The organism is Brevibacterium luteolum (assembly GCF_013004595.1).
GTDB classification, from domain to species: Bacteria; Actinomycetota; Actinomycetes; order Actinomycetales; family Brevibacteriaceae; genus Brevibacterium; species Brevibacterium luteolum.
Window position 1 is genome coordinate 1 of the sequence record NZ_JABEMC010000013.1, and the last position, 20,496, is coordinate 20,496.

A 20,496-nucleotide genomic window follows, 5' to 3' on the forward strand; every position below is an offset into this window, starting at 1 on the left:
ATCACCGCAAGCGTCGGCAACGGCGTTTGGGTAAACTGACCCCGGTTGAATACGAGCTTGTTCATCACAAGGCCGTCGCTCTGGCGGCGTAAACCCCGGAGTCAACCAAACCTTCAGCAGTCCCAACGGCTGCATTCAGCGATTGACTACCGACCGCCTATCGAGGTCCATTCCGAATGGATCAACCAGTCTGCGACAGAGTCCGCTGCTGCTTAGGAAATCAAGAAAAGGAGCCTCTACAAAACCCGGGGCTTGACACCGTGGTTAGTACAGCTAGCCCGCATCCCGGTGCCAACCCCGACGCGACCGGCCGGTCCGTGCTGTATGGCGTCCTGCAACACGTTGTGGCCGAGCTGTCCGCGCACGAGACCATCACCGCCGAACAGGAGCACTGGGGCTCGATCGCCCAACTTGCCGCCGAGTACGAGACCATCGCCGCCGCAGCCCAACACGACCGCTGGGCCACCCTCATCCGGTCCTCCGGACTCACCGCCGAACAAGCCGACGCCGCGATCGAGTCTGACGCGTTCGGGGCGCTCACCGCCGAGCTGCGCCGGGCTGAGGCCAACCACCACGACGTAGACCGCTTGTTCCCGCGCCTGGTCGCCGCGCGCGGGTTCGCCGATGCTGACGAGATCGCCTCCGTCCTGCACTACCGCGTAGCCCGCGCCACCGCCCACCCGGCCGGCTCAGGCCGCACCCGCAAGACGCCACGGCTCATCGCCGGACTGATCCCATCCGTGGATGGTCCGATGGCAGGCGAGATGCGCAAGGCGCTCGATGAACGTCGCCAGCTCATCGAGCAGCGCACCAGCACCGTCCTGGATAGCGCCCTCACTGACCAAGAGCCCTGGACTGCCGCGCTCGGCCCGGTGCCCGAGGGCGAGAAAGAAGCGAAGGCGTGGCGGCGCGATGCCAGAGTGGTGGCGACCTACCGCGACCGCTATCAGGTCACCAGCAGCCGCGCTCTCGGTCCCGAACCAGAGAGCGCGGCGCAGAAGATTGACCATGCCCGCGCCGATGCCGCTCTCCTCCGCGCACAGGCCATCACCAAGCCTCAACAGGACGGACCGGGACGGCGTCCAATCGCAAATCAGCCGATCGGCCCGCGACTGTGAGCCCTTCAAGACGTCAGAACTCGGGCGTATCGTAGAAGCGAGGCAGGTTTCTCCTCACCACTCGGCCACACGCGGTCGGCCCGACTTCGGGCCCTTCTCAACGCACTGCCTCCTCAGGTGAAACGTGCGATTGAGAGGAGCCGAACATGTTCCGCCTCCTGATAGTGGTCAGCATCCACATCCGGAACTTCCTGCGCCGCTACATGCCCACCAACATCCTCGCTGACCTCATACGGACCAGACGCGGCATGAAGTGGGGGCTATCAGCGATGATGCTGGCCATCCCGTACTTTGCCGCCGCCGTCTGGCTCGTCGGCCTGATCGATCAGGGAGCGCCAGGCTGGCTGCACCTACTCGTCCTGCTGACGATCTGGAACGGGTTCAAGATGCTCTGGCTCGGACCTGCAAGCGTCGCTTGGCTCACCCGAGCCCGCCTCCGTGAGGCCGCTGCACGTCGACGACAGCAGCGAGCCGCCCCGCTGTCAGGCTCGACCGTCTAGCCAGACGATCCCGAGGACCTTCACGCTGCGTCGCTCAGACGCCCGAGAACCGCAGTCATGTCGGGCACCTGCCGTAGAATTTCACCTATGTCATCTGATCGACCGGCGCGGCAACCAGCACCGAGTTCTGCCGTGCCCGTCCTTCGGAGTCTCGGACCCGCGTACGAAGAGGACCTCCACGGACGCAACGCTGCTATCCTCCTCGACGTCCTAACTGACAAGTCCGCAACAGCTGCGAAGAACATCGCTCTTGCGGGTCACTACGGCAGTGGCAAGAGCAGCGTCATCCTTGGTGTCCAGGAGGGTTTAGACGAACGCAGTACCAAGTGGGTCAACTTGTCGTTGTCGAGCCTGGGAATCGATGACACGAAGCGGGCACGCATCCAGCAGGACGGGTCGCTTGCGCCCTTGACGAACCTCATCCAGAAGGAGATCGTCAAGCAGCTCCTCTATCGGAAGCCGCCTTCGGACATGCCGGGGTCAAGGTACTTTCGCATCGACTCATTCAAACCTTGGCCAGCCTTGATGTGGGGCGGTGTCGTAGCAGTCGGATTCTTCGTAGTGGCCGTTCTTCTTGGGCTGGTCAATCGCATCGAAGACGTGGCACCCGCGAGCGTGGTCAACAGTCATTCGTGGGTAGCTTGGGCCACTGTCGGCGCCCTCGGCGCGTTCGTGGGCGGAGTCTGGTTCTTAGGCCTCCGCGTCCTTCAGAACCGGATACGAGTGGAGAGCGTCTCCGCCGGCGGGGCAGCGGTCAAGCTGAGCGCGAAAGAAAACTCGTACTTCGACGAGTACCTGGACGAGATTGTCTACTTCTTCCAGCGGACGAAGACCAAGGTCGCGATCTTTGAGGATCTAGACCGGTTCAAGGACCCGCACATCTTCGAGACCCTGCGGGAGCTAAACACCGTCTTGAACAACTCCGAGCAGATCAAGTCACGGCCGATTCAGTTCGTCTACGCAGTCCGGGACAGCATCTTCGAGGAAATTCAAGTAGACACAGAATCCGACGGTGAAGATACCAAGACTTCGGCCCGCCATGCGTCTGCGTTGGAGTCTGCACCTTCGGCGAACAGGACGAAGTTTTTCGACCTGGTAGTGCCGATGGTTCCGTTCATCACCCACCGTTCGGCACGGGACCTGCTCGCGGCCGAGTTCTCCAAAGCGGACCACCAGCCGTCTACCGCATTGGTCAACCTTGTCGGCGCCCATCTGACCGACATGCGCGTAATCCGCAACATCAGAAACGAGTACGAGATCTATCGCGCATCCGTGCTCGGCGAGAATGGGCTCAAAGGACTTACCGCAGACCGCCTGTTCGCGATGATGGTTTACAAGAACCTCCACCTGGAAGACTTCGAAGCCATCCGGCTCGGCACAAGCAAGATCGACGAGGCACACCGGGCCTTCCACAAGATGGTCGAGTATCAAACTCGACGTCAAGCGGTGCGCAGCAAGACGGCGCAGAACCGAGTGAGGACAAAAGCTCTCTGGGACAAGCATGCGCAGACAGCCGGGGAGCGGCTACAAGAGGTGCTGCCGATCGTCTACCGAGCGACAGGGCGCGGAGGTAAGCCGGTCCTTCGATACCAGTCGCAGGACTACCAACTGTCAGACCTGACATCAGGTGACTTCTGGAGGTCATTGTACGAGAATCGCGACTCGGTACATCTCCTTCGCTCAGGATACAGCGGCATCGAACTGTCATTCGACGAACTGATCTCGCTGACCGGGACTGGCACGGATGGGTTGAACGACGCCGTGGACGCTGATGTTGCCCGCCTTCAGCGCGACTCCCGGGTGGCACTTGAGACTAAAGACTTCGTCACGAAGTCCACGATGGCGGACCTTATCGCTAGGACGGACCTCGTCATGCCAACCACGGATGGCGACGAACGCAATTTGGACTCCATCATCAGCGAACTTGTATCTCCTTTGGGGCGCGATCTGCTGGCTAAGGGCTACATCGACGAGAACTTCACTCTGTACTGCTCGGACTACCATGACATCGCGATCAGCGTGAGTGCGATGAACTTCATCCTTCACTGCGTCCAAGCCGATCGCGCAGCTCCCCACTTTCACTTCGATGAGGCTAGCTCGATCGAAGCAGTTGAGAAGGAGATGGGTTCCCGCTTCCTCGACGGCGAAAGTGTCTTTAACGTCGAAGTGTTTGACTACTACTTGCCTGCACGTCCCGAACACCTCGACAAGGCCATCGATAAGCTCGCCGCGCGTTCGGGGGATGACTCCTCTTTCCTCGACGCCTACCTGATAGACGGCGAATCTCGTGATGGGCTCATAAGTCGATTGGCGCCGCGCTGGGACGGTGTTTTCATTTATCTGGTCGAGAAGGCACCGCTAGAACTCGAAGTAGTCGTGGCCCTCGTTGATGCGGCTATCACGAGCGCCGCGCAGGACACAGACTACGAAGCGTCTGACCAGGTCGCGGAGTTCGTGTCGGAGCACTACGCCCAGATGCAGGCATTTGTTGGCGAGACGGACGCGGTGAAGGCGACCGACCTGATTGCTCTTCTGCGTCGTCTCGGCGCGCAGATAAGCGATCTCGGTGTGCTCGGAGAGACACAGCGCAAGGCAGCGGTGGCCGCAGGCCTTTACCCGGTCGCGCGGATGAACCTGTCGGTCGCTCTCGGCGAAAGCACCGGTCTAGCGCTTGACGTCATGAACGCTGCCGATGACTCGGTCTACAGGCATGTGCTCGCGAACCTGGACGACTACCTTGACATCCTCCAAGACGACGAGGTGACCGTCGAGAGTCCAGACGCATTCGTTGCTGTGCTCGGTGACGTCGCAGATGCAGCCGAGTTTGCGGTGCGCCTCGTCGCGGCACGTGCGGCGGACTCCTGCGAAGTTGCCGACCTGACGGACCTCGACGACGGAGCATGGGGACAAGTGGTGTCGGCAGGTCGGTTCGCGCCGACTGTCTGGAACGTGAGCCACTTCGTCAGCAAGTTCGGAGTCAACGATGAACTGATCGAGAACCTCGGCACGGTCAACCTCACCAAGGCCGAGGAAGTAGAAGAAGAGCCCAGGCTGGGGCTTGCATATGCACTGGCCAACTCCGGTGCGTTGGAGTCGACAGCAGCCGTCCGCCTACTCGGGCAGCTCGACCTGGCCGATGGCTTGGACCCCGAACACTTGTCCGATGTCGGCCTCGCCCTCCTTCCAGCGCTGCTAGAGAAGGACCTGGTGTTTGATACCGCCGACACGTACGCCCTCGTGAGTGACCGCCCGTTCGCATTCCGCGAGGAGTACTTCGCAGCGTCCAAGCAACTGGCGTCGTACGTATGCGAGTTGGAGTTGTCGAGCGACGATCTGGCTCAAGTGATGCGGAGTCGACGCCTGACACCAGCTGTGAAGCGCGCGATCGCCGACGACGTAGATTTCGTCACTGATCGTCTGTCCCGGCAGAGCGTGATCGCGTTTTGCCAGTGGGCAAGCAAAGGCAACAACGTCTCTATTGAACTACTAGTCAAGCTTGCCGAGGCTGGTGCGCCGGCCGAGCACGTTCTGGGTCTGCTAGAGCCGCATCTCCCCGACATAGAACTCGGGCTACTAGATCAAATCCTGCTCGGATTGGGCGACGACTATGAGCCTCTGACCAGAACCGGTTACCATCGTCCGCGCTTGAAGGACCGCGACGGAACTGAGGAACTGCTCAAAGCGTTGCAGAGTCGCAACAGAGTCAGTTCCTTCGGTCCAGCAAAACTACTCGGCGGAATCCGAGTCAACATGCGGCACTGATGATGACAGCCATTTTGACCGTAGTTTAGATAGACCCGGGTAGCTTGCTTGGCTAAAGACCTCGATGATGCCAGAGGGCTGAGAAGGATATCGGTATGCGCCTTGTTGATTTCACTGACCTGGCGCAACGATGTCGCGAGAGCGGTTACGGCATCACAGAGTTCCAACGACAAGACATGGTCGCCGACCTGCGCTGGCCGGCCGATGTCATCGAGCAGTGGATCTACGACCACGCAGGCAATGCTTCCTTCCTCCGAGATTATGAGAACGTCGATCTCGCACAGGTCGACTGGCAGGTTGAAGCGCTGCCAGTTGACACGTTCATGACGATGCAAACTGGACCATCCGACCGGAATGCTATTGAGGCCGTCGCGGACGATCCGGATCATTGGATCTCCGTGCGTAACCAAGGCCAGCACCTGGGCGTGGGACTCGCCTGGGAGGTTCACGGCACTTGGAAGCGTTGGCCGATCGTCATAGATCAGGCGCTGCTTCACCCCGCATCGAGCGGCGTTCAACTTGTGGAAGGACGCACTCGCGTCGGCATCCTGCGCGGTCGTCAGCGGCAAGGAAAGCTCGTCGCCAACATGCATCTGGCTTGGGTCGGTCGCCAACGTGGATGACATCGTCCCTCTCCGAACTTGACTAGAGAGACGGACGGCGGCCACGTTGGCGAATCGTCCCGCCAGAAGTGACGACCGCAGAGCGCACCGTCTCGTCACCGACACCCAACTTGGCAGCGACCTCTTCGAGCGTCATGCCCTTCTCGTACAGCCGCGCAGCTTCTCGACGCCCGCGCTCATCCAGACCACGACGACGCACCGCGACACCTGCCTGTGCGGCGAGCCGATGCACAGTCGTGCGATGTATCCCGAACCGCCGCACCAGCTCGTCGACCGGTACTCCCTTGGCGTACTGCTCCGCCAGCGCAGCCCGATTCGGGACGCTCAAACGGGTTTGAGGACGAGGCGAATTCTTCGTGACCGGGCCGCGCACATCCTCGACAGGCTGACGCTCAGGACGCGACACCGAGCGCCGCGTTCCCCTCAGAACCCGGCGAATCAGCGTCATGAGGGGCTTGCGCGGGTTTGAGAACCACCCAGCGAGGTGCACCAGCAATACCAGCACAAAACGCCTGGTCAGCCGCTCAAACCAGCACCGTGAACCGTCCTGGGTTTCATTCCTAGATAGTGGTCAAAGACGGCTCACCCCAGACAGCGCGCTACTTCATCCGTAGTAAGTGCGCTACTTCAATCTGTAGTAAGTGCGCTACTTCATCTGTAGCATAGGAACGAGACCCAGGACGGTTCAGGTCTGAAAGTCACCACACAACGATTGGAGATTCGCCATGAAGGCTGTTGTCTATCAGGGCCCCAGAGATGTCGCGGTCACGGATGTTCCGGACGCCAAGATCGAGCGGCCGACTGATGTGCTGGTCAAGGTGACAGCAACCAACATCTGCGGCTCGGACCTGCACATGTACGAGGGCCGGACCTCCTTCGAGCAGGGCCGGACCTTCGGTCACGAGAACATGGGAGAGGTGGTGGAGGTCGGCCAGGGAGTGGAGAAGGTCAAGGTGGGCGACCGGGTCGTGCTGCCGTTCAATATCTCGTGCGGTTTCTGCAAGAACTGCGAGCGCGGGCTCACGAACTACTGCCTGACGACGCAGCCTGACCCGTCGGCCGCCGGCGCGGCCTACGGTTTCGCCGAAATGGGCTCGTACGGCGGCGGGCAGGCAGAACTGCTCCGGGTGCCCTTCGGCGACCACAACGCGCTGCGCCTGGGTGAGGACGCGGAGGAGAAGGAGAACGACTACGTCATGCTCTCCGACATCTTCCCCACCGGCTACCATGCCACTGAGATGGCCGGCGTGGTTCCGGGCGACAGCGTCGTCATCGCCGGGGCCGGTCCCGTGGGACTGATGGCCGCCTTGTCCGCGACGATCAAGGGCGCCGCGAAGGTGATGGTGGTCGATCGCCACCCCGACCGGCTCGCGCTGGCCGAGCAGATCGGCGCGATTGCCATCGACGACTCCAAGACCGACCCTGTGCAGGCCGTGCTGGACGAGACAATGGGACTCGGAGCCGACCGCGGCTGCGAGTGCGTGGGCTACCAGGCTCACGATCCCCAGGGCAACGAAGATCCGGCTGCCACCCTGAACATGCTCATCAACTCGGTCCGTTTCACCGGCGGGATCGGAACCGTCGGCGTGTTCGTCCCTCAGGATCCTGGGGCCAAGGACGACCTGGCCAAACAGGGCAAGGCGGCTGTCGACTTCGGCTTGCACTGGTTCAAGGGGCAGACCATGGGCAACGGTCAATGCCCAGTCAAGAAGTACAACCGCCAGCTGCGCGACCTGATTGCGGCTGGGAAGGCGAAGCCGTCATGGATCGTCTCCCACGAGATTTCGCTGGAGCAGGCAGCCGACGCCTACAAGAACTTCGACTCCAGGGCCGAGGGCTGGACCAAGGTCGTCATCAAGCCCGGGATGTCGAGCGGAGAGAAGGCGAGCTGATATGGCCGCGGATCTGGCGGGCACGTTCACCGTCGACGGGGTGGACGCCGACGCCTCGGTGGGCGACCACGACGCCCTGCTGCTTCCCGGCGGCACGGTAAACCCCGACCAGCTCCGGGTCGATAAGGACGGCGTTTCCTTCGTCCGCGACTTCGTTCGGAGCGGCAGGCCAGTGGCGGCGATCTGTCACGGGCCGTGGACGCTGATCGAGGCTGGCGTGGCCGCCGGTCGCACCCTGACCTCGTTCCCGAACATCCGCACCGACCTGTGCAACGCCGGCGCCGACGTCGTCGACCAGGACGTGGTGGTCGACAAGAATCTCATCACCAGCCGCTCGCCGGAGGACCTACCGGCGTTCTCCGAGGCGATAGTGTCCCGACTCGCGGGCACCACGACAAAGGAAGAGGAGAAGCCATGAGTGTGACCAAGGGATTGCTGGTCAGGTTTGACGCGTTACCCGGGAAGGAGGACGACGTGAAGGAGTTCCTTGACAGCGGCCGTGCGCTTGTTGAAGACGAGCAGGCGACCACCGCGTGGTTCGCGATCCGCCTCGGGCCGACCTCGTTCGGGATCTTCGACGTGTTCCCGGATGACGCCGGACGTGATACCCACCTGTCCGGCCCTGTTGCGGCAGCTCTCGGCGAGCAGACCGGCACGTTGTTCTCCGAACCCACGATCGAAAAGCTCGACGTACTGGGCTCCAAACTCCCCGCCTGACACCACAGACCGGGAGTACTGGCCCAGAGAGGAGGGGTCGCTGCGCGCGGTGACTTCGGGCTTACACAGCCCGCTGACGTCGTTGCAGCGGCCCCTTCTCCTGCGGCCCACCGCTAATCACCAACAGATCAAGGAACCGCGATGACACGAACTGACGACGGCGTTGCCACGACGCGTTCACCCGAGGTAGCAGTGATCGGGGGCGGGATCGTCGGTCTGTCGACAGCGTACGCGCTGCGGGAGCAGGGCGTGCCGGTGCGCTTGTACGAGGCGGGTCTGCCCGGGACAGGTCAGTCCGCAGGCGAATCGCGGATCTTCCGGCATGCCCACGACGACCCGCGACTCGTCGCATTCGCGCGCGAAAGCCGCGGCGTATGGGATGAGTGGGCCGAACACTTCGGCGTTGAGCTGGTCTCATCAGACGGTGTCGTCGCGATCGGCGACAGCGCCCTGGCGCGGCTGCGGGTGCTCGACCAGGTCGGCGGCGTGGAAGCGCACGAGATCGACGCGGCCGACGTCGCCCAGCGGATGCCGCTGCTCGCTGGGTACTCGGGGCCAGCAGTGCTCGACGAGTCGGGCGGCGCGATCCGCACCCGCGCGGCGATCACGGCACTCACAGGTGCCCTGGCAGATGCGGTCACTACCGGTGAGGTCATCTCCATCGATCCCCGCGCCGACGGGACGGTCGAGGTGCGCAGCGTCACCGACCGGGCTGTCTACTCCAAGGTGGTCGTGTGCGCCGGCCGCGAAACCGCCCGCCTGGCACGCAGCGTCGGCCTGTCGCTGCCGGTTCGCCTTGCCGCACACGTTCGGCTGACCTTCGACGTGAAAGCCGCCGCCCCGGCACGAGTCGCGTGCCTGCAGGACAGCAGCGGCGTCTTCGGCGAAGTCGGCGTCTACGCGACGCCGCTACCGGGCAACAGCAGCTATTCGGTCGGACTCAGCGACACCGTCGGCGTCCGCGACGACGGAACGTTCATCGACCCGGCGGCGATTCGATCGCTGGACGAACGCGCACGCGATTACGTGACACGGGCGCTGCCCGGTCTCCGCCCAGAGCCGCGCGACTTCGTCCACTGCTGGGTGACCGACCTCCCGTGGAGTGAGGACGGCGTGGCCGTGTGGGAGGCAGGCTCGGTCTTCTTCGTGGCCGGTCACAATCTATTCAAGCAGGCACCATCGCTGGGTCGCGCCCTCGCCCGGGCTGCGACCGGCGGCGGTCTCCGCGCCGAGCTCAGGCCCGAAGCGCGCCTCGGCGAGGCTCAGGCCTAGCTGACGGTGGTCAACGGTTGCGGCCCTGCGCCAGCTGGGGTGAATTATATGATCTTTCAACGTGAACGGACCGACCACGCCCGGTTCGAATCCTGAACGCTGAACCACGCCGGGGATGTTCAGAAGACGAGCCTCCAGCGGGACCATGGGGTCAAGTCCCCGGACGTGGTGCAACGGACCATCCTTCGGTGTGGGGTTAGAAGGGCTGCGCGCCGTCGGTGGGCTGGGTGTCGTGGCTGTTGGGCCTCCAATCGCTGTCGGGGTCGAAGAAGTCCTCGGGGAAGGGTTCGGGCTGGCCCGCTGCGGTCAGCCCTTCCTGGCGCCCGAGGCCATCCGCGTGGCCCGCGCCTGGAGCTCAACGCTGTACTTCCTCGGTGCTGCCATGCTCCTCATCCGCCCGTGGGATCAGAGCCTCCACCAGACCCGGGGCGAATCAGGATGAACGACACAGAAGCCGTCCCAGGCAAAGCGGCGCCCGGACGAAAGCGGCATCACCTTTGAGTGATACCATCGTTCTATGGCGATGAAAGCTGACGTGATATCAATCGACGAAGCGGCCACGACCGCGTACGCCCATCTATTCCAGGCGCTGGCCGAACCGACCCGCCTGGCGATCGTCCAGCACCTGGCCTCCGGCCCGCACCGGGTGCGCGACCTGGTGGCGCACATGGGCCTGGCGCAGTCGACGGTGAGCAAGCACATCGCCTTCCTGCACGAATGCCGGCTGCTCACCGCCCGGCCCGAAGGCCGCGCCACCTGGTACGCACTGGCCGAACCCGAGCTGCTGCGCGGGCTCATCACCGCAGCCGAACGCGTACTGACTGCGACCGGCGCCCACGCGGTGCTCTGTCAGCACCTGCACGCAACCGAACCGCACCAGCCGGCCGCCGGCTGAACCGAGCGCCAGCCACAGCACCAAGGGAGGAGGAGACCATGGGAGCACACCACAACCACAGCCACGCACCCAGCGCCGCCGAAGCCTCACACGCTCCGGGCATGCGCCGCCGACTGCTCATCGCCTTCAGCTTCGTCGCCTCCATCGTCGTCGTCCAGCTCATCGGCGCCTGGCTGTCGGGCAGCCTTGCCCTGCTCGTCGACCTCGTCCACTCCTTCGTCGACTCCTCCGGTCTGCTCATCGCCGTCGTCGCCGTCACCCTCATCGCCCGCCCGCCGTCGAATGAGCGCACCTGGGGTTACCGGCGGCTTGAGAGCCTCGCGGCACTCGCCCAGGGCCTGCTGCTGGTCGGTGTGAGCATCTACGCAATCATCGACGGCATCCGCCGCTGGGCCGCCCCGCCCGAGGTCGCCGCCGGTCCGCTGCTCATCGTCGCCGCACTCAGCCTGGTCCTCAATGTCGCAGCGATGCTCGCCCTGGCAGCCGGGCGGAAGGCGAGCCTGAACATGCGGGCCGCGTTCCTCGAAGTCCTCGTCGACGCCCTCGGCACGCTGGCGGTCATGGTCTCGGCGATCCTCATCCTCACCACGGGCTACACCCGCGCCGACACGCTGGCCGCCTTCCTCATCGCCGCCCTCATCATCCCGCGCGCGGTCATCCTGCTGCGCGATGCCGTCCGGATCCTCATGGACTTCACCCCGGCAGGCCTCGACCTCGATGAGGTCCGCCGCCACATGCTCGCCGTCGATCACGTCATCGACGTCCACGACCTGCACGCCTCGACCGTCGCCTCCGGGCTGCCGACACTCAGCGCCCATGTCGTGCTCGACGACTCCTGCTTCAGCGACGGCCACGCGATCGAGATCCTCGACGGGCTGCGCCGCTGCATCGCTGAGGACTTCGAGGTCTCGATCGAGCACACGACGTTCCAGCTCGAAACCGAGGACATCCGCCGGCGTGAGAGCCACGACACAGTCCATCCGTAACGAGAAGGCCCCGCGCAGCATCACAATTCGGTAACGTCGGCCGAGCGGAGAAGTTGCGCACGCCACACTCAGTCCTCCTGCCAGCGGCGGGGCGTTGAGGGTATGTCTCAATCCCGTCATGTGCGGCACGAGACGATAACACCGGCTGATTCGCAGAGTTCACTCAGCTAGCCTTGTCACTGAAGCGGCATGCGAAACGCCGCACCAGGCCCACTGACTCCCATGCACAACTGCGAACCTGCCGAAGCCGAAAGAAGCACGATGCTCAAAGAGCTCATCATCCGGTTCCTTCTCGTGGCCGCCCCCGCCTGCGCCGTCCTCTGGATGTTCGCCTTCACCTCTGGGGAGCTGCGCACGCCCGCCGGACTCACCGACCACCTGACGATGACCGCCACCCTGCTCGGCATCATGGCAGCACTCTTCGGCATCATCTTCCTCATCGCAGCCCTCATGAGCCGTCTCGCACCACGCCCGGTGCGCGTCGAATCCCAGCCCCTTGAAGCCCCGGCGACCCCCGCCCCGGCGACCCCCGCCCCGGCGCCGGCACCGGCGGCCTCGGAGACCGCCGCACCCGCCGAACCGCGGCTCATGTCCGGCGCCCAGCAGTAGCCGACACGACCGCCGGCAGACGGCACGCACCCCCCTCGCACCTGCGCATATGCGACACTGACATCAGCATGAGCGAGGCGAGACAGACCACACAGACACGAGACACCGCGGTACCGCAGAGTCGCTACCAGCGGTGGCAGCAGCTGACCGAATGGCCTATGGCCATCGCCGCCGTCATCTTCTTAGCCGCCTACGCCTACGTCGTGATCGGCAACCTGCGGCCCTCGGAGATCATGTGGCCCGAACGCGTCATGCTCGCCATGTGGGTCGTCTTCGCCATCGACTACATCGTCAGCTTCATCCTCGTCCGGCGCCGCTTCCTGTGGTTCTGGACGCACCTGCACGAACTCGCCCTCGTCATTTTCCCGTTCCTCAGGCCGCTGTACCTGCTGCGCCTCATCACCCTCATCGGGTTCATCCACCGCACCGCCGGCGCCCGCCTGCGCGGCAAAGTCACCCTCTTCATCTGCACCGCCTCAGTCGTGCTCGTCTTCGTCGCAGCACTGGCCGTCCTCGACGCCGAGCAGAACTACCCGGGGGCGAACATCACAAGCTTCGTCGATGCGCTGTGGTGGGCGGTCGTGACGATCACGACGGTCGGCTACGGCGATCACTTCCCGATCACCGCACTCGGCCGGTTCATCGCCGTCGGGCTCATGATCTGCGGCATCGCCCTCATCGGCTCGGTGACCGCAACCCTGGCCTCGTGGATCGTCGACGTCGTCTCCGAAGACGAGGAGGCCGAGGCCCGGCACTTGAGCGAACAGACCGCCGAGCTGCACGAACGCCACCACGGCGCCCACGCAGGCGAGCTGGCCGATGAACCGGCCGGCGTGCTGCGCCCGCGTCGCGAACGCCTCGACTTATAAGAGTTCGACCCGAGTGGCAGGGGAAACAGCCACTCGGGTCGATGGGGGAAGGATCTGTGGGGACGCGTCAGCTGCGCGTCGTGCCGGCCGGGTCCTCCGGCTGCTACGGGCGGACCGTGACCGGGCGGGTGGTCTCCTCCGGCGCCGAGGCGGTACCCGCCTCGCGTGGGCCGCTCGCCTGGGTGGCCGGGTCGGGCAGCTCGCCGCGGTCGCTGCGGCGCTCGGCCTTCTTCTCAGCCTTGTTCCTGCGGCGTTCGTGGGAGCGCTCCTTGCGCTCAGCACGCCGGCAGCCGATGAACGACAGTGCGAGGATGAGCGCGGAGATGAGCAGCACGATCGCTGCTGCGGCGATGCCGGCGTCAACCCAGAACTGGCCGGGGAAGAGGCGGATGAGGGCGTCGTCGACGTAGAACTCCCAGGTGCCGGCGTCGAAGAACATCGCGTGGAACTGGGTGAAGAACCGGTCCCAGCCCAGCATCGCCAGCGCCCCGAGGGCGAGGAAGGCGATGATCGTCAGCAGTGCGCCGAAGCGCAGCGCGTGGCGCAGGCCCGGCCCGTTGGCCCGTGACATGTACAGGCCGAAGAGCAGCATGCCGATCGCGCCGATGACGGCGATCAGGTAGAGCAGGGACACGAGGTCCTTGACGTCTTCCATATGCGCGATCTCTTCGGGTTGGAAGAGCGGCACCCCGTTGGGCAGCACGACATCGGAGAGGTAGCGGCTGGAGTCGAAGTTGTTGAGATAGTCGACGACGTAGGAGCCGTAGTGCAGCCGGTCGTCGTTGGTGAAGCCGTAGGCATCGGCCGGGAAGCCGGGCCGCCAGAAGTATGCGAATTTCAGAAACAGGCCCGAGGCGATGAGTCTGACGGCCAGGCCCGCGAGCACGAAGGGGGTGGCCAGCGCAATCCAGATTCCGCCGATGATGTCGAGGGCGTTCACGCGCGTTCTGGCCGGCTCGTCGAGATCGTCATGGGCGTCGTGGTGGCCGCGGGTGCGGATCTGGTGGGAAGGGGCCACGGCCGCGCCCGAGGTGGTGGCACCGGCGGCAGCGCCGGTGCCGGTGGCTGTGCTGGTGCCGGCGTCGATGGGGCGGTGTTCGGCGGTGGCGTGAGGGTCGGGGGTGCTCTGGGCGAAGGCGCGGTCGCGCAGCTCCCGGTTGCGGTCGGCGATCGGGTCGAACTCGGCAGTCTCCTCACTCAGCGGCGAACCGGACGACTCATCAGTGGCGGACGCATCAATCGAGAAGGTCTGCTCATCTGCGACGTGCTCGCCGATGTGCGCCTCGCGGTCGTGGCGGCGGGAGCCGGAGGCACCGTCGCTCAACTCGGCCGATGAGTCCGGCTCGCTGCCGGAGCTCATCCGCCGCGAGAGCAGGTCGTCGGTGTTTGTCGAGTCGTCAATAGCCACTCTCCCATTGTTCGCCGGATGACCGCTGCGCCAGTGGAGCGACACGCACAAACCGGCAAGTCAGGCCGGGCTCGCGAAGTCTGCCGGCCCACGGCCAGCCATGGGGCTCAGCTCCTGGCCCTGGGATTCAGCTCCCGGCCTCGGGTCTCAGATCCGGGAGCCGGGCTCAGACTCCGAACAGCAGCGCTGCAACCACCACGGCAGGAACCGAGAGGATCGTGGTGATGAACACGGCGTCACGGGCCAGCTGAGCCGAGGCCTTGTACTCCATGGCGTAGATGTAGACGTTCTGCGCCGTCGGCAGGGTCGAGGTCACGACGATGCCCATGAGCATGAGACCGTCATAGCCGAGCAGCACCCCGCCGATGAGCCAGGCGATCAGCGGCTGGATGACGAGTTTGGTGACCGTGATGAGGACAAGCTGGCGGCGCGAACCGGCCGGCGGGAGCTTCCAGCCGTCCTTGAGTGAGATGCCGAAGGCCAGCAGCATGCCCGGCACCGACATCGCCGCGAGCATGCTCACCGGCTCGTGCACCACCTCGGGCAGCCGCCACCCGGTCAGCGAGCCGGCCACGCCGAGGGCAGCGCCGATGACGATCGGGTTGCGCAGCACCATGAGCAGCGGACGCCACCACTGACTGTCGGCCTGTGCCCGGGTGGAGTCGAGCAGCACCATGATGATGGGGCTGAGCAGGATGAGCTGGAAGAGCAGCACCGGGGCGACGAAGCTCAGGTCCTTCAGCACATAGGTGGCGATCGGGATGCCGAGATTGCCGATGTTGACATAGCCCGAGGCCATGGCGCTGATCGTCGCCTCACCCAAGCTGCGCCGCCGGGACCACAGCGTGAAGGCGAAGATCCCGGTGAACACGAGCACCGCCGAGCCGCCGGTGGCCAGCAGGGCAGGCGAGAAGATCGCATCGATGTCCGTCGAGGAGATCGTGACATAGAGCAGCGCGGGGGTGGCGACGTAGAAGACGACACGGGCGAGCACCTGCTGGCCGGTCGGGCCGAGCACCCCAGAACGGCCGAGCATGAGGCCGGCGAAGATGACAACGGCGATGACGCCGAAGCCTTCGAGCACATCGAGCACGGTGCGGCCATCTCCTTTACGTCTTCGCAGCGGTGACCGGGAATCCCGGCGGTGCCCACTTTAGACCTGAGGCTGAGCTGGTGGGCCGCCGGTGTCGCGAAGCGGACGGGTTAACCTGGTGGGGTTATGTCTGATTCCCGGCCCGGCCGCCGGCGCCGCGGCGCGCGCTCGCGCAGCGACCGCCCGCATCGCCCCTCCAAACGACAGCACGCCGAACGCGCTGCTGCCCGCCAGGCTGCCCGCGCCGGTCTCGACATCGCCATCACCTATCCGGCCGAACTGCCCGTCAGCGAACACCGCGACGAGATCGCCGAGGCGATCCGTGAGAATCAGGTTGTCATCATCGCCGGTGAGACCGGCTCGGGAAAGACCACCCAGATACCGAAGATCTGCCTCGAACTCGGGTACGGCATCACCGGGCTCATCGGCCACACCCAGCCCCGCCGCATCGCCGCTCGCGCAGTCGCCTCCCGCCTGGCCGACGAACTCGACCAGGAACTCGGCACCGGCATCGGCTACCAGGTCCGGTTCACCTCCCAGGTCGCCGACGCCACCCGCGTCAAAGTCATGACCGATGGCATCCTGCTCGCCGAACTCCAGCACGATCGGCAACTGCGCGACTACGAAGTCATCATCATCGACGAGGCCCACGAACGCAGCCTCAACATCGACTTCCTGCTCGGCTCGCTCGCCCGGCTGCTGCCGACCCGCCCGGATCTCAAGGTCATCATCACCTCGGCGACGATCGACCCGGAATCCTTCGCCGAGCACTTCGCCTCGCCGGACGGCCCGGCACCGATCATCAGCGTCTCCGGACGCACCTACCCCGTCGAGGTCCGCTACCGGCCGCTGGCCGATGACACCGCCAGCGACGACGATCCCGACGGGCCCGGCGCCGACGGCGACTACGAAGCAGGTGCTGCCGACCAGACGGAGGGGATCCTCACCGCCGTCGACGAACTCGCCCGCGAAGCCCCCGGCGACATCCTCGTCTTCCTCTCCGGCGAACGCGAGATCCGCGACACCGCAGACGCACTCGGCGCCCACCTGCAGAAGAAGGGTCCGAGGTTCGCTCAGTGGGAGGTCATCCCGCTGTTCGCCCGGCTGTCGTCTGCCGAACAGCAGCGGGTGTTCGCACCCCATGACCGGCCGCGGATCGTGCTGGCCACCAATGTCGCCGAGACCTCGCTGACGGTGCCCGGCATCAAATACGTCATCGACGCCGGCACTGCCCGCATCTCGCGGTATTCCAACCGCACGAAGGTCCAGCGGCTGCCGATCGAACGCGTCTCCCAGGCCTCAGCCAACCAGCGCATGGGCCGCTGCGGGCGCACGAGCGACGGCATCTGCATCCGCCTGTACTCCGAAGACGATTTCGAGGCCCGCCCCGAGTTCACCGACCCGGAGATCCTGCGCACCAACCTCGCCAGCGTCATCCTGCAGATGATCTCGCTGGGCTTCGCGTACACCGAAGCCGATATCACCTCATTCCCCTTCCTCACCCCACCCGAGTCGAAGGCCGTGCGCGACGGCCGCGTGCTGCTCGGCGAACTCGGGGCGACGCGCACCGATGAGACCGGGCGGATCCGGCTGACGAAGATCGGCCGGCTGCTCGCCAAACTGCCGATCGACCCGAGGCTTGCCCGCATGGTGCTCGCCGGCGCCGAGGCCGGGTGCGGCGGCGAAGTCGCCGTCATCGTCGCGGGCCTGTCCATCCAGGACCCGCGCGAACGCCCGGCTGAGGTGCGCGCCCAAGCCGATGAGCTCCACGCCCGCTTCACCGACCCGCACAGCGACTTCCTCACCCTGCTCAACCTGTGGAACCACCTGGCCGACAACGCCGCCGCCCTGTCGTCATCGAAGTTCCGCAAACTGTGCAAGGCCGAGTTCATCAACTTCGTGCGCGTGCGCGAATGGCAGGACCTCGTCACCCAGCTGCGCCACCTCCTCGGGGGTGTGGGCGTCAAGATCGACCGCTCCCGCTGGCGGCCCGGCAGTGGCGATGACACCAACACGCGTGCTGGCGGCCGGTCCCGAGGCGGCGGCCGCGACGGCAGGAAGGGCGCGCCGAGTGCCCCGGAGGGGATGGATCCGCATGCCGTGGCCATCCACCGGGCGCTGCTGACCGGCCTGCTGTCGATGATCGGGGCCCGGGCACCGGAACCCAAGCCCCGGCCCGGTGAGCGCCGGCCCAAGCGCCGCGGCTACGACTACCAGGGCGCACGCGGCACGAAGTTCCAGATCTTCCCCGGTTCCGGGCTGTTCAAGTCCGCGCCCGAGGTCGTCGTCGCCGCCGAACTGGTTGAAACCTCCCGGCTGTGGGCCCGGACGGTCGCCGCTGTCGAACCGGAGTGGATCGTCGAGGCCGCAGGCGAGCTCGTCACCCGCCAGCACTCCGAACCGCACTGGTCGAAGAAGGGCGGGCAGGCGATGGCCTATGAGCGGATCTCGCTCTACGGCGTCACCCTCATCTCCGATCAGCGCATCGGCTACGGGCGCATCGACCCGGAAGCCGCCCGCGACATGTTCATCCGGCGCGCCCTCATCGACGGGGAGTGGAATGACCGCCACCCGTTCCTGGGCCGCAACGCCCAGGCCATCGACGAGGCCGAGCGACTCGCCTCCCGGATGCGCGACCACCGCCTGCTGGCCGAAGACGATGTGCTCTTCGACTTCTACGACAACCGGCTGCCAACCACCATCATCTCCGGAGCTCACTTCAACTCCTGGTGGAAGAAGAAGCGCCGCAGCGAACCCGAGTTCCTCGACATCGACCCCGAGGCGCTGCTCGCCGACGATTCGGCCGATATGTCCGCCAGGGCCGCCAGCGACTTCCCGCTCACCTGGGCGCTGCCGGACGGTTCGGAGGCGAAGCTGCACTACGCCTACGCTCCTGGTCAGGCGACCGACGGCGTGACCGTCGAACTTCCCGCCGCTGCGCTCGCCGACGTCGACACCGACGTGTTCACCTGGCAGGTGCCGGGCCTGCGGCATGAGCTCGTCACCGCGCTCATCCGCTCCCTGCCGAAGGCCAAGCGCCGCTACTTCGTGCCCGCCCCCGATGTCGCCACCGACATTCTTAACGTGCTCGAACCCTACGCCGGCCGGCTGCCTGAGGTGCTCGCCGCCGAACTCACCGCCCGCGCCGGCGGGGGAGAGCTCACCGACCTCGTCCCGATCACCGTCAATGCCAGTGATTTCGATACCGGCCGGCTGCCGGCCCACCTCGTCATGGAGTTCACCACCCGTCACGGGGGGAAGACGAGCCAGCCGACCCGCGATCCCCGCCAGCTCACCGCCTCGGCCGCGGCACCGAAACCGGCCGAGAAGGCTGCACAGAAGACGACTTTCACAGAGCGAACCGGGATCCGCACCTGGGATTTCACCCTCGACACCCGGCCAGTGCCCACCGGAAAGGAGACCGAGGTCCACCCCGGCCTGCGCGATGATCGCGACGCCGTTGCCATCACCGCGTTCTCAACCGCTGAAGAGGCCGCCCGCCGCACCCGGGCCGGGCTCATCCGGCTGCTCGTCATCGCCTTGAAATCGCGCATCGACTACATCGCCGAGCACCTGTCGACGAACGAAAAGCTCGTGCTCGCCGGGCATGCGAAGACCGGATTCGGGGCAGCGACTCCACAGGCACGGCCCGACCTGCTCGGCTCGTGCGCCCGGATCGCCGCCGACCGGCTGCTCGGCTCCGATACGACCGTGCGCACCCGCGAGGAGTTCGACACCGTGTTCCGGCGGGTCGATGCCGGGTTTATCACCGAGGCAACCCGAGCTGTCGGCCTCGTCGTCGACATCCTCACCCGTGCGACCGCTGTCGACAAGGCGATCAGTGCGGCCTCCTCGCTCACGCTTGTCCAACAGCTGGCCGATGTGCGCAGTTGGCTCATCGACCTCATGACCGCCGATGTCTTCGAGATCACCGACGCGGCAGCACTCGCCCGCTTCCCGGTGTACCTGCAGGCAGCCGAACACCGGGTGGCGAAGATGCAGGAGAGTCCCGCCCGTGACCGGCAGCTCATGGACCGCATCAGCGTGGTGGCGGGCAAGGTCGAACAGGCGCTGACCAAGGCGTTCCCGAACCTGGCGGATCTGCCGGTTCCGGTCCAGGCGGCCGGCGTGCCCGCTGACTGGGCTGCGGTGCTGTGGTCAGTTGAGGAGCTGCGCATCTCCTACTTCGCCCAGCACCTGCCGACCGCCCACCCAGTCAGCGACACCCGGATCCACAAGGCGCTCGCGGCGCTGTAGGTCTGGACGGGGTCCGATCGCATCAGGCAGGATCAGACCGGCGGAATCAGACACGCGAGATCAGAGGGGCGGGCCGGAGGTGTAGCCGAGCAGCACCCAGCTCAGCGGCAGCGCACCAGCACAGGCGATCGCCCCGAGCGCCCAGCCGATCCGCCACTTCCAGGTGCGGTGTTTGAACCCGCGCCACAGGCACACGATCGCGCCGATGAGACCGGCTGCGCCCAGCAGCGTCATGATGCCCAGGCCCAGGATGTTCAGCGCCGAGGTGCCCATGAGGATGACGTAGTAGGCGATCTGGCCGACCATGAGCGAGAACCGCAGTGACAGCCACACGAGCGGAAATGAGACGATTGCAGCGATGAGAAGCGGGAGTGCTTTGATGAGTCTGTCCCGACGCTCGGGGTCGCGGGCGACCTGCGAGTACTCGGAGTGCTGGTTCATGGAGTCCTCAGCGTCATCGGGAGAGAAACAGGTCATTGGGAGAGACAAGGAGTG

16 protein-coding genes and 2 pseudogenes are annotated in these 20,496 nt (G+C 65.3%); 14 read left to right on the top strand and 4 right to left on the bottom strand.

The features are described 5' to 3' along the window. Nucleotides 1–272: 272 nt before the first annotated feature. The 4 genes and pseudogenes from HLA91_RS12990 to HLA91_RS13005 form a co-directional block, all read left to right on the top strand. Nucleotides 273–1,118: pseudogene (locus HLA91_RS12990) on the top strand (MobF family relaxase); the annotation flags it as partial. A gap of 146 nt (nucleotides 1,119–1,264) precedes the next feature. Continuing rightward, nucleotides 1,265–1,618: a sulfate permease gene (locus HLA91_RS12995; protein WP_170275042.1), complete on the top strand. Its 354-nt coding sequence runs from the start codon at nucleotides 1,265–1,267 to the stop codon at nucleotides 1,616–1,618. Nucleotides 1,619–1,705: 87 nt separating this feature from the next. Next, a complete protein-coding gene (locus HLA91_RS13000; protein ID WP_170275043.1) occupies nucleotides 1,706–5,380 on the top strand; it encodes a YobI family P-loop NTPase in 3,675 nt (1,224 codons plus the stop codon). 95 nt (nucleotides 5,381–5,475) lie between these two features. After that, entirely contained in the window at nucleotides 5,476–6,003 is a 528-nt protein-coding gene (locus HLA91_RS13005; RefSeq protein ID WP_170275044.1) for a hypothetical protein, read from the top strand. 22 nt (nucleotides 6,004–6,025) lie between these two features. Here the strand turns inward: HLA91_RS13005 and HLA91_RS13010 are convergent, their stop codons facing one another. Then, nucleotides 6,026–6,451, bottom strand: a complete 426-nt coding sequence (locus HLA91_RS13010; RefSeq protein WP_239557060.1) for a hypothetical protein — start codon at nucleotides 6,449–6,451, stop codon at nucleotides 6,026–6,028. A 277-nt stretch (nucleotides 6,452–6,728) separates the two neighbouring features. Here HLA91_RS13010 and HLA91_RS13015 point away from each other — a divergent pair. From HLA91_RS13015 to HLA91_RS13055, 9 genes and pseudogenes are all read left to right on the top strand, one after another. After that, nucleotides 6,729–7,487 (top strand): annotated as a pseudogene (locus HLA91_RS13015) (alcohol dehydrogenase catalytic domain-containing protein); the annotation flags it as partial. A gap of 253 nt (nucleotides 7,488–7,740) precedes the next feature. After that, nucleotides 7,741–8,313: a DJ-1/PfpI family protein gene (locus tag HLA91_RS13020; protein WP_420867893.1), complete on the top strand. Its 573-nt coding sequence runs from the start codon at nucleotides 7,741–7,743 to the stop codon at nucleotides 8,311–8,313. Further along, nucleotides 8,310–8,612: a putative quinol monooxygenase gene (locus HLA91_RS13025; protein WP_170275047.1), complete on the top strand. Its 303-nt coding sequence runs from the start codon at nucleotides 8,310–8,312 to the stop codon at nucleotides 8,610–8,612. The genes HLA91_RS13020 and HLA91_RS13025 overlap by 4 nt, the downstream gene beginning before the upstream one ends. A 141-nt stretch (nucleotides 8,613–8,753) precedes the next feature. Further along, nucleotides 8,754–9,884, top strand: a complete 1,131-nt coding sequence (locus HLA91_RS13030; RefSeq protein ID WP_170275048.1) for an NAD(P)/FAD-dependent oxidoreductase — start codon at nucleotides 8,754–8,756, stop codon at nucleotides 9,882–9,884. A 232-nt stretch (nucleotides 9,885–10,116) separates the two neighbouring features. Continuing rightward, entirely contained in the window at nucleotides 10,117–10,326 is a 210-nt protein-coding gene (locus tag HLA91_RS13035) for a hypothetical protein (protein ID WP_170275049.1), read from the top strand. 75 nt (nucleotides 10,327–10,401) lie between these two features. Further along, entirely contained in the window at nucleotides 10,402–10,779 is a 378-nt protein-coding gene (locus tag HLA91_RS13040) for an ArsR/SmtB family transcription factor (RefSeq protein WP_170275050.1), read from the top strand. Between the two features lie 38 nt (nucleotides 10,780–10,817). Continuing rightward, the gene (locus HLA91_RS13045) at nucleotides 10,818–11,765 is read left to right on the top strand and encodes a cation diffusion facilitator family transporter (protein WP_170275051.1); all 948 of its coding nucleotides are present in this window, start codon (nucleotides 10,818–10,820) and stop codon (nucleotides 11,763–11,765) included. A 222-nt stretch (nucleotides 11,766–11,987) separates the two neighbouring features. Beyond that, the gene (locus tag HLA91_RS13050) at nucleotides 11,988–12,374 is read left to right on the top strand and encodes a hypothetical protein (protein WP_165882363.1); all 387 of its coding nucleotides are present in this window, start codon (nucleotides 11,988–11,990) and stop codon (nucleotides 12,372–12,374) included. Between the two features lie 68 nt (nucleotides 12,375–12,442). After that, a complete protein-coding gene (locus tag HLA91_RS13055) occupies nucleotides 12,443–13,243 on the top strand; it encodes a potassium channel family protein (protein ID WP_170275052.1) in 801 nt (266 codons plus the stop codon). Nucleotides 13,244–13,346: 103 nt separating this feature from the next. Here the strand turns inward: HLA91_RS13055 and HLA91_RS13060 are convergent, their stop codons facing one another. Continuing rightward, a complete protein-coding gene (locus HLA91_RS13060) occupies nucleotides 13,347–14,651 on the bottom strand; it encodes a TIGR01906 family membrane protein (protein ID WP_338076752.1) in 1,305 nt (434 codons plus the stop codon). Between the two features lie 166 nt (nucleotides 14,652–14,817). Next, entirely contained in the window at nucleotides 14,818–15,744 is a 927-nt protein-coding gene (locus HLA91_RS13065) for an AEC family transporter (protein WP_170275053.1), read from the bottom strand. 126 nt (nucleotides 15,745–15,870) lie between these two features. Between HLA91_RS13065 and hrpA the strand changes: the two genes are divergently transcribed. Further along, the gene (gene hrpA, locus HLA91_RS13070) at nucleotides 15,871–20,001 is read left to right on the top strand and encodes an ATP-dependent RNA helicase HrpA (RefSeq protein ID WP_170275054.1); all 4,131 of its coding nucleotides are present in this window, start codon (nucleotides 15,871–15,873) and stop codon (nucleotides 19,999–20,001) included. A gap of 60 nt (nucleotides 20,002–20,061) precedes the next feature. Here the strand turns inward: hrpA and HLA91_RS13075 are convergent, their stop codons facing one another. Continuing rightward, nucleotides 20,062–20,478 (bottom strand): hypothetical protein, encoded by a 417-nt coding sequence (locus HLA91_RS13075; protein ID WP_170275055.1) that lies wholly within the window; start codon nucleotides 20,476–20,478, stop codon nucleotides 20,062–20,064. Nucleotides 20,479–20,496: the final 18 nt, after the last annotated feature.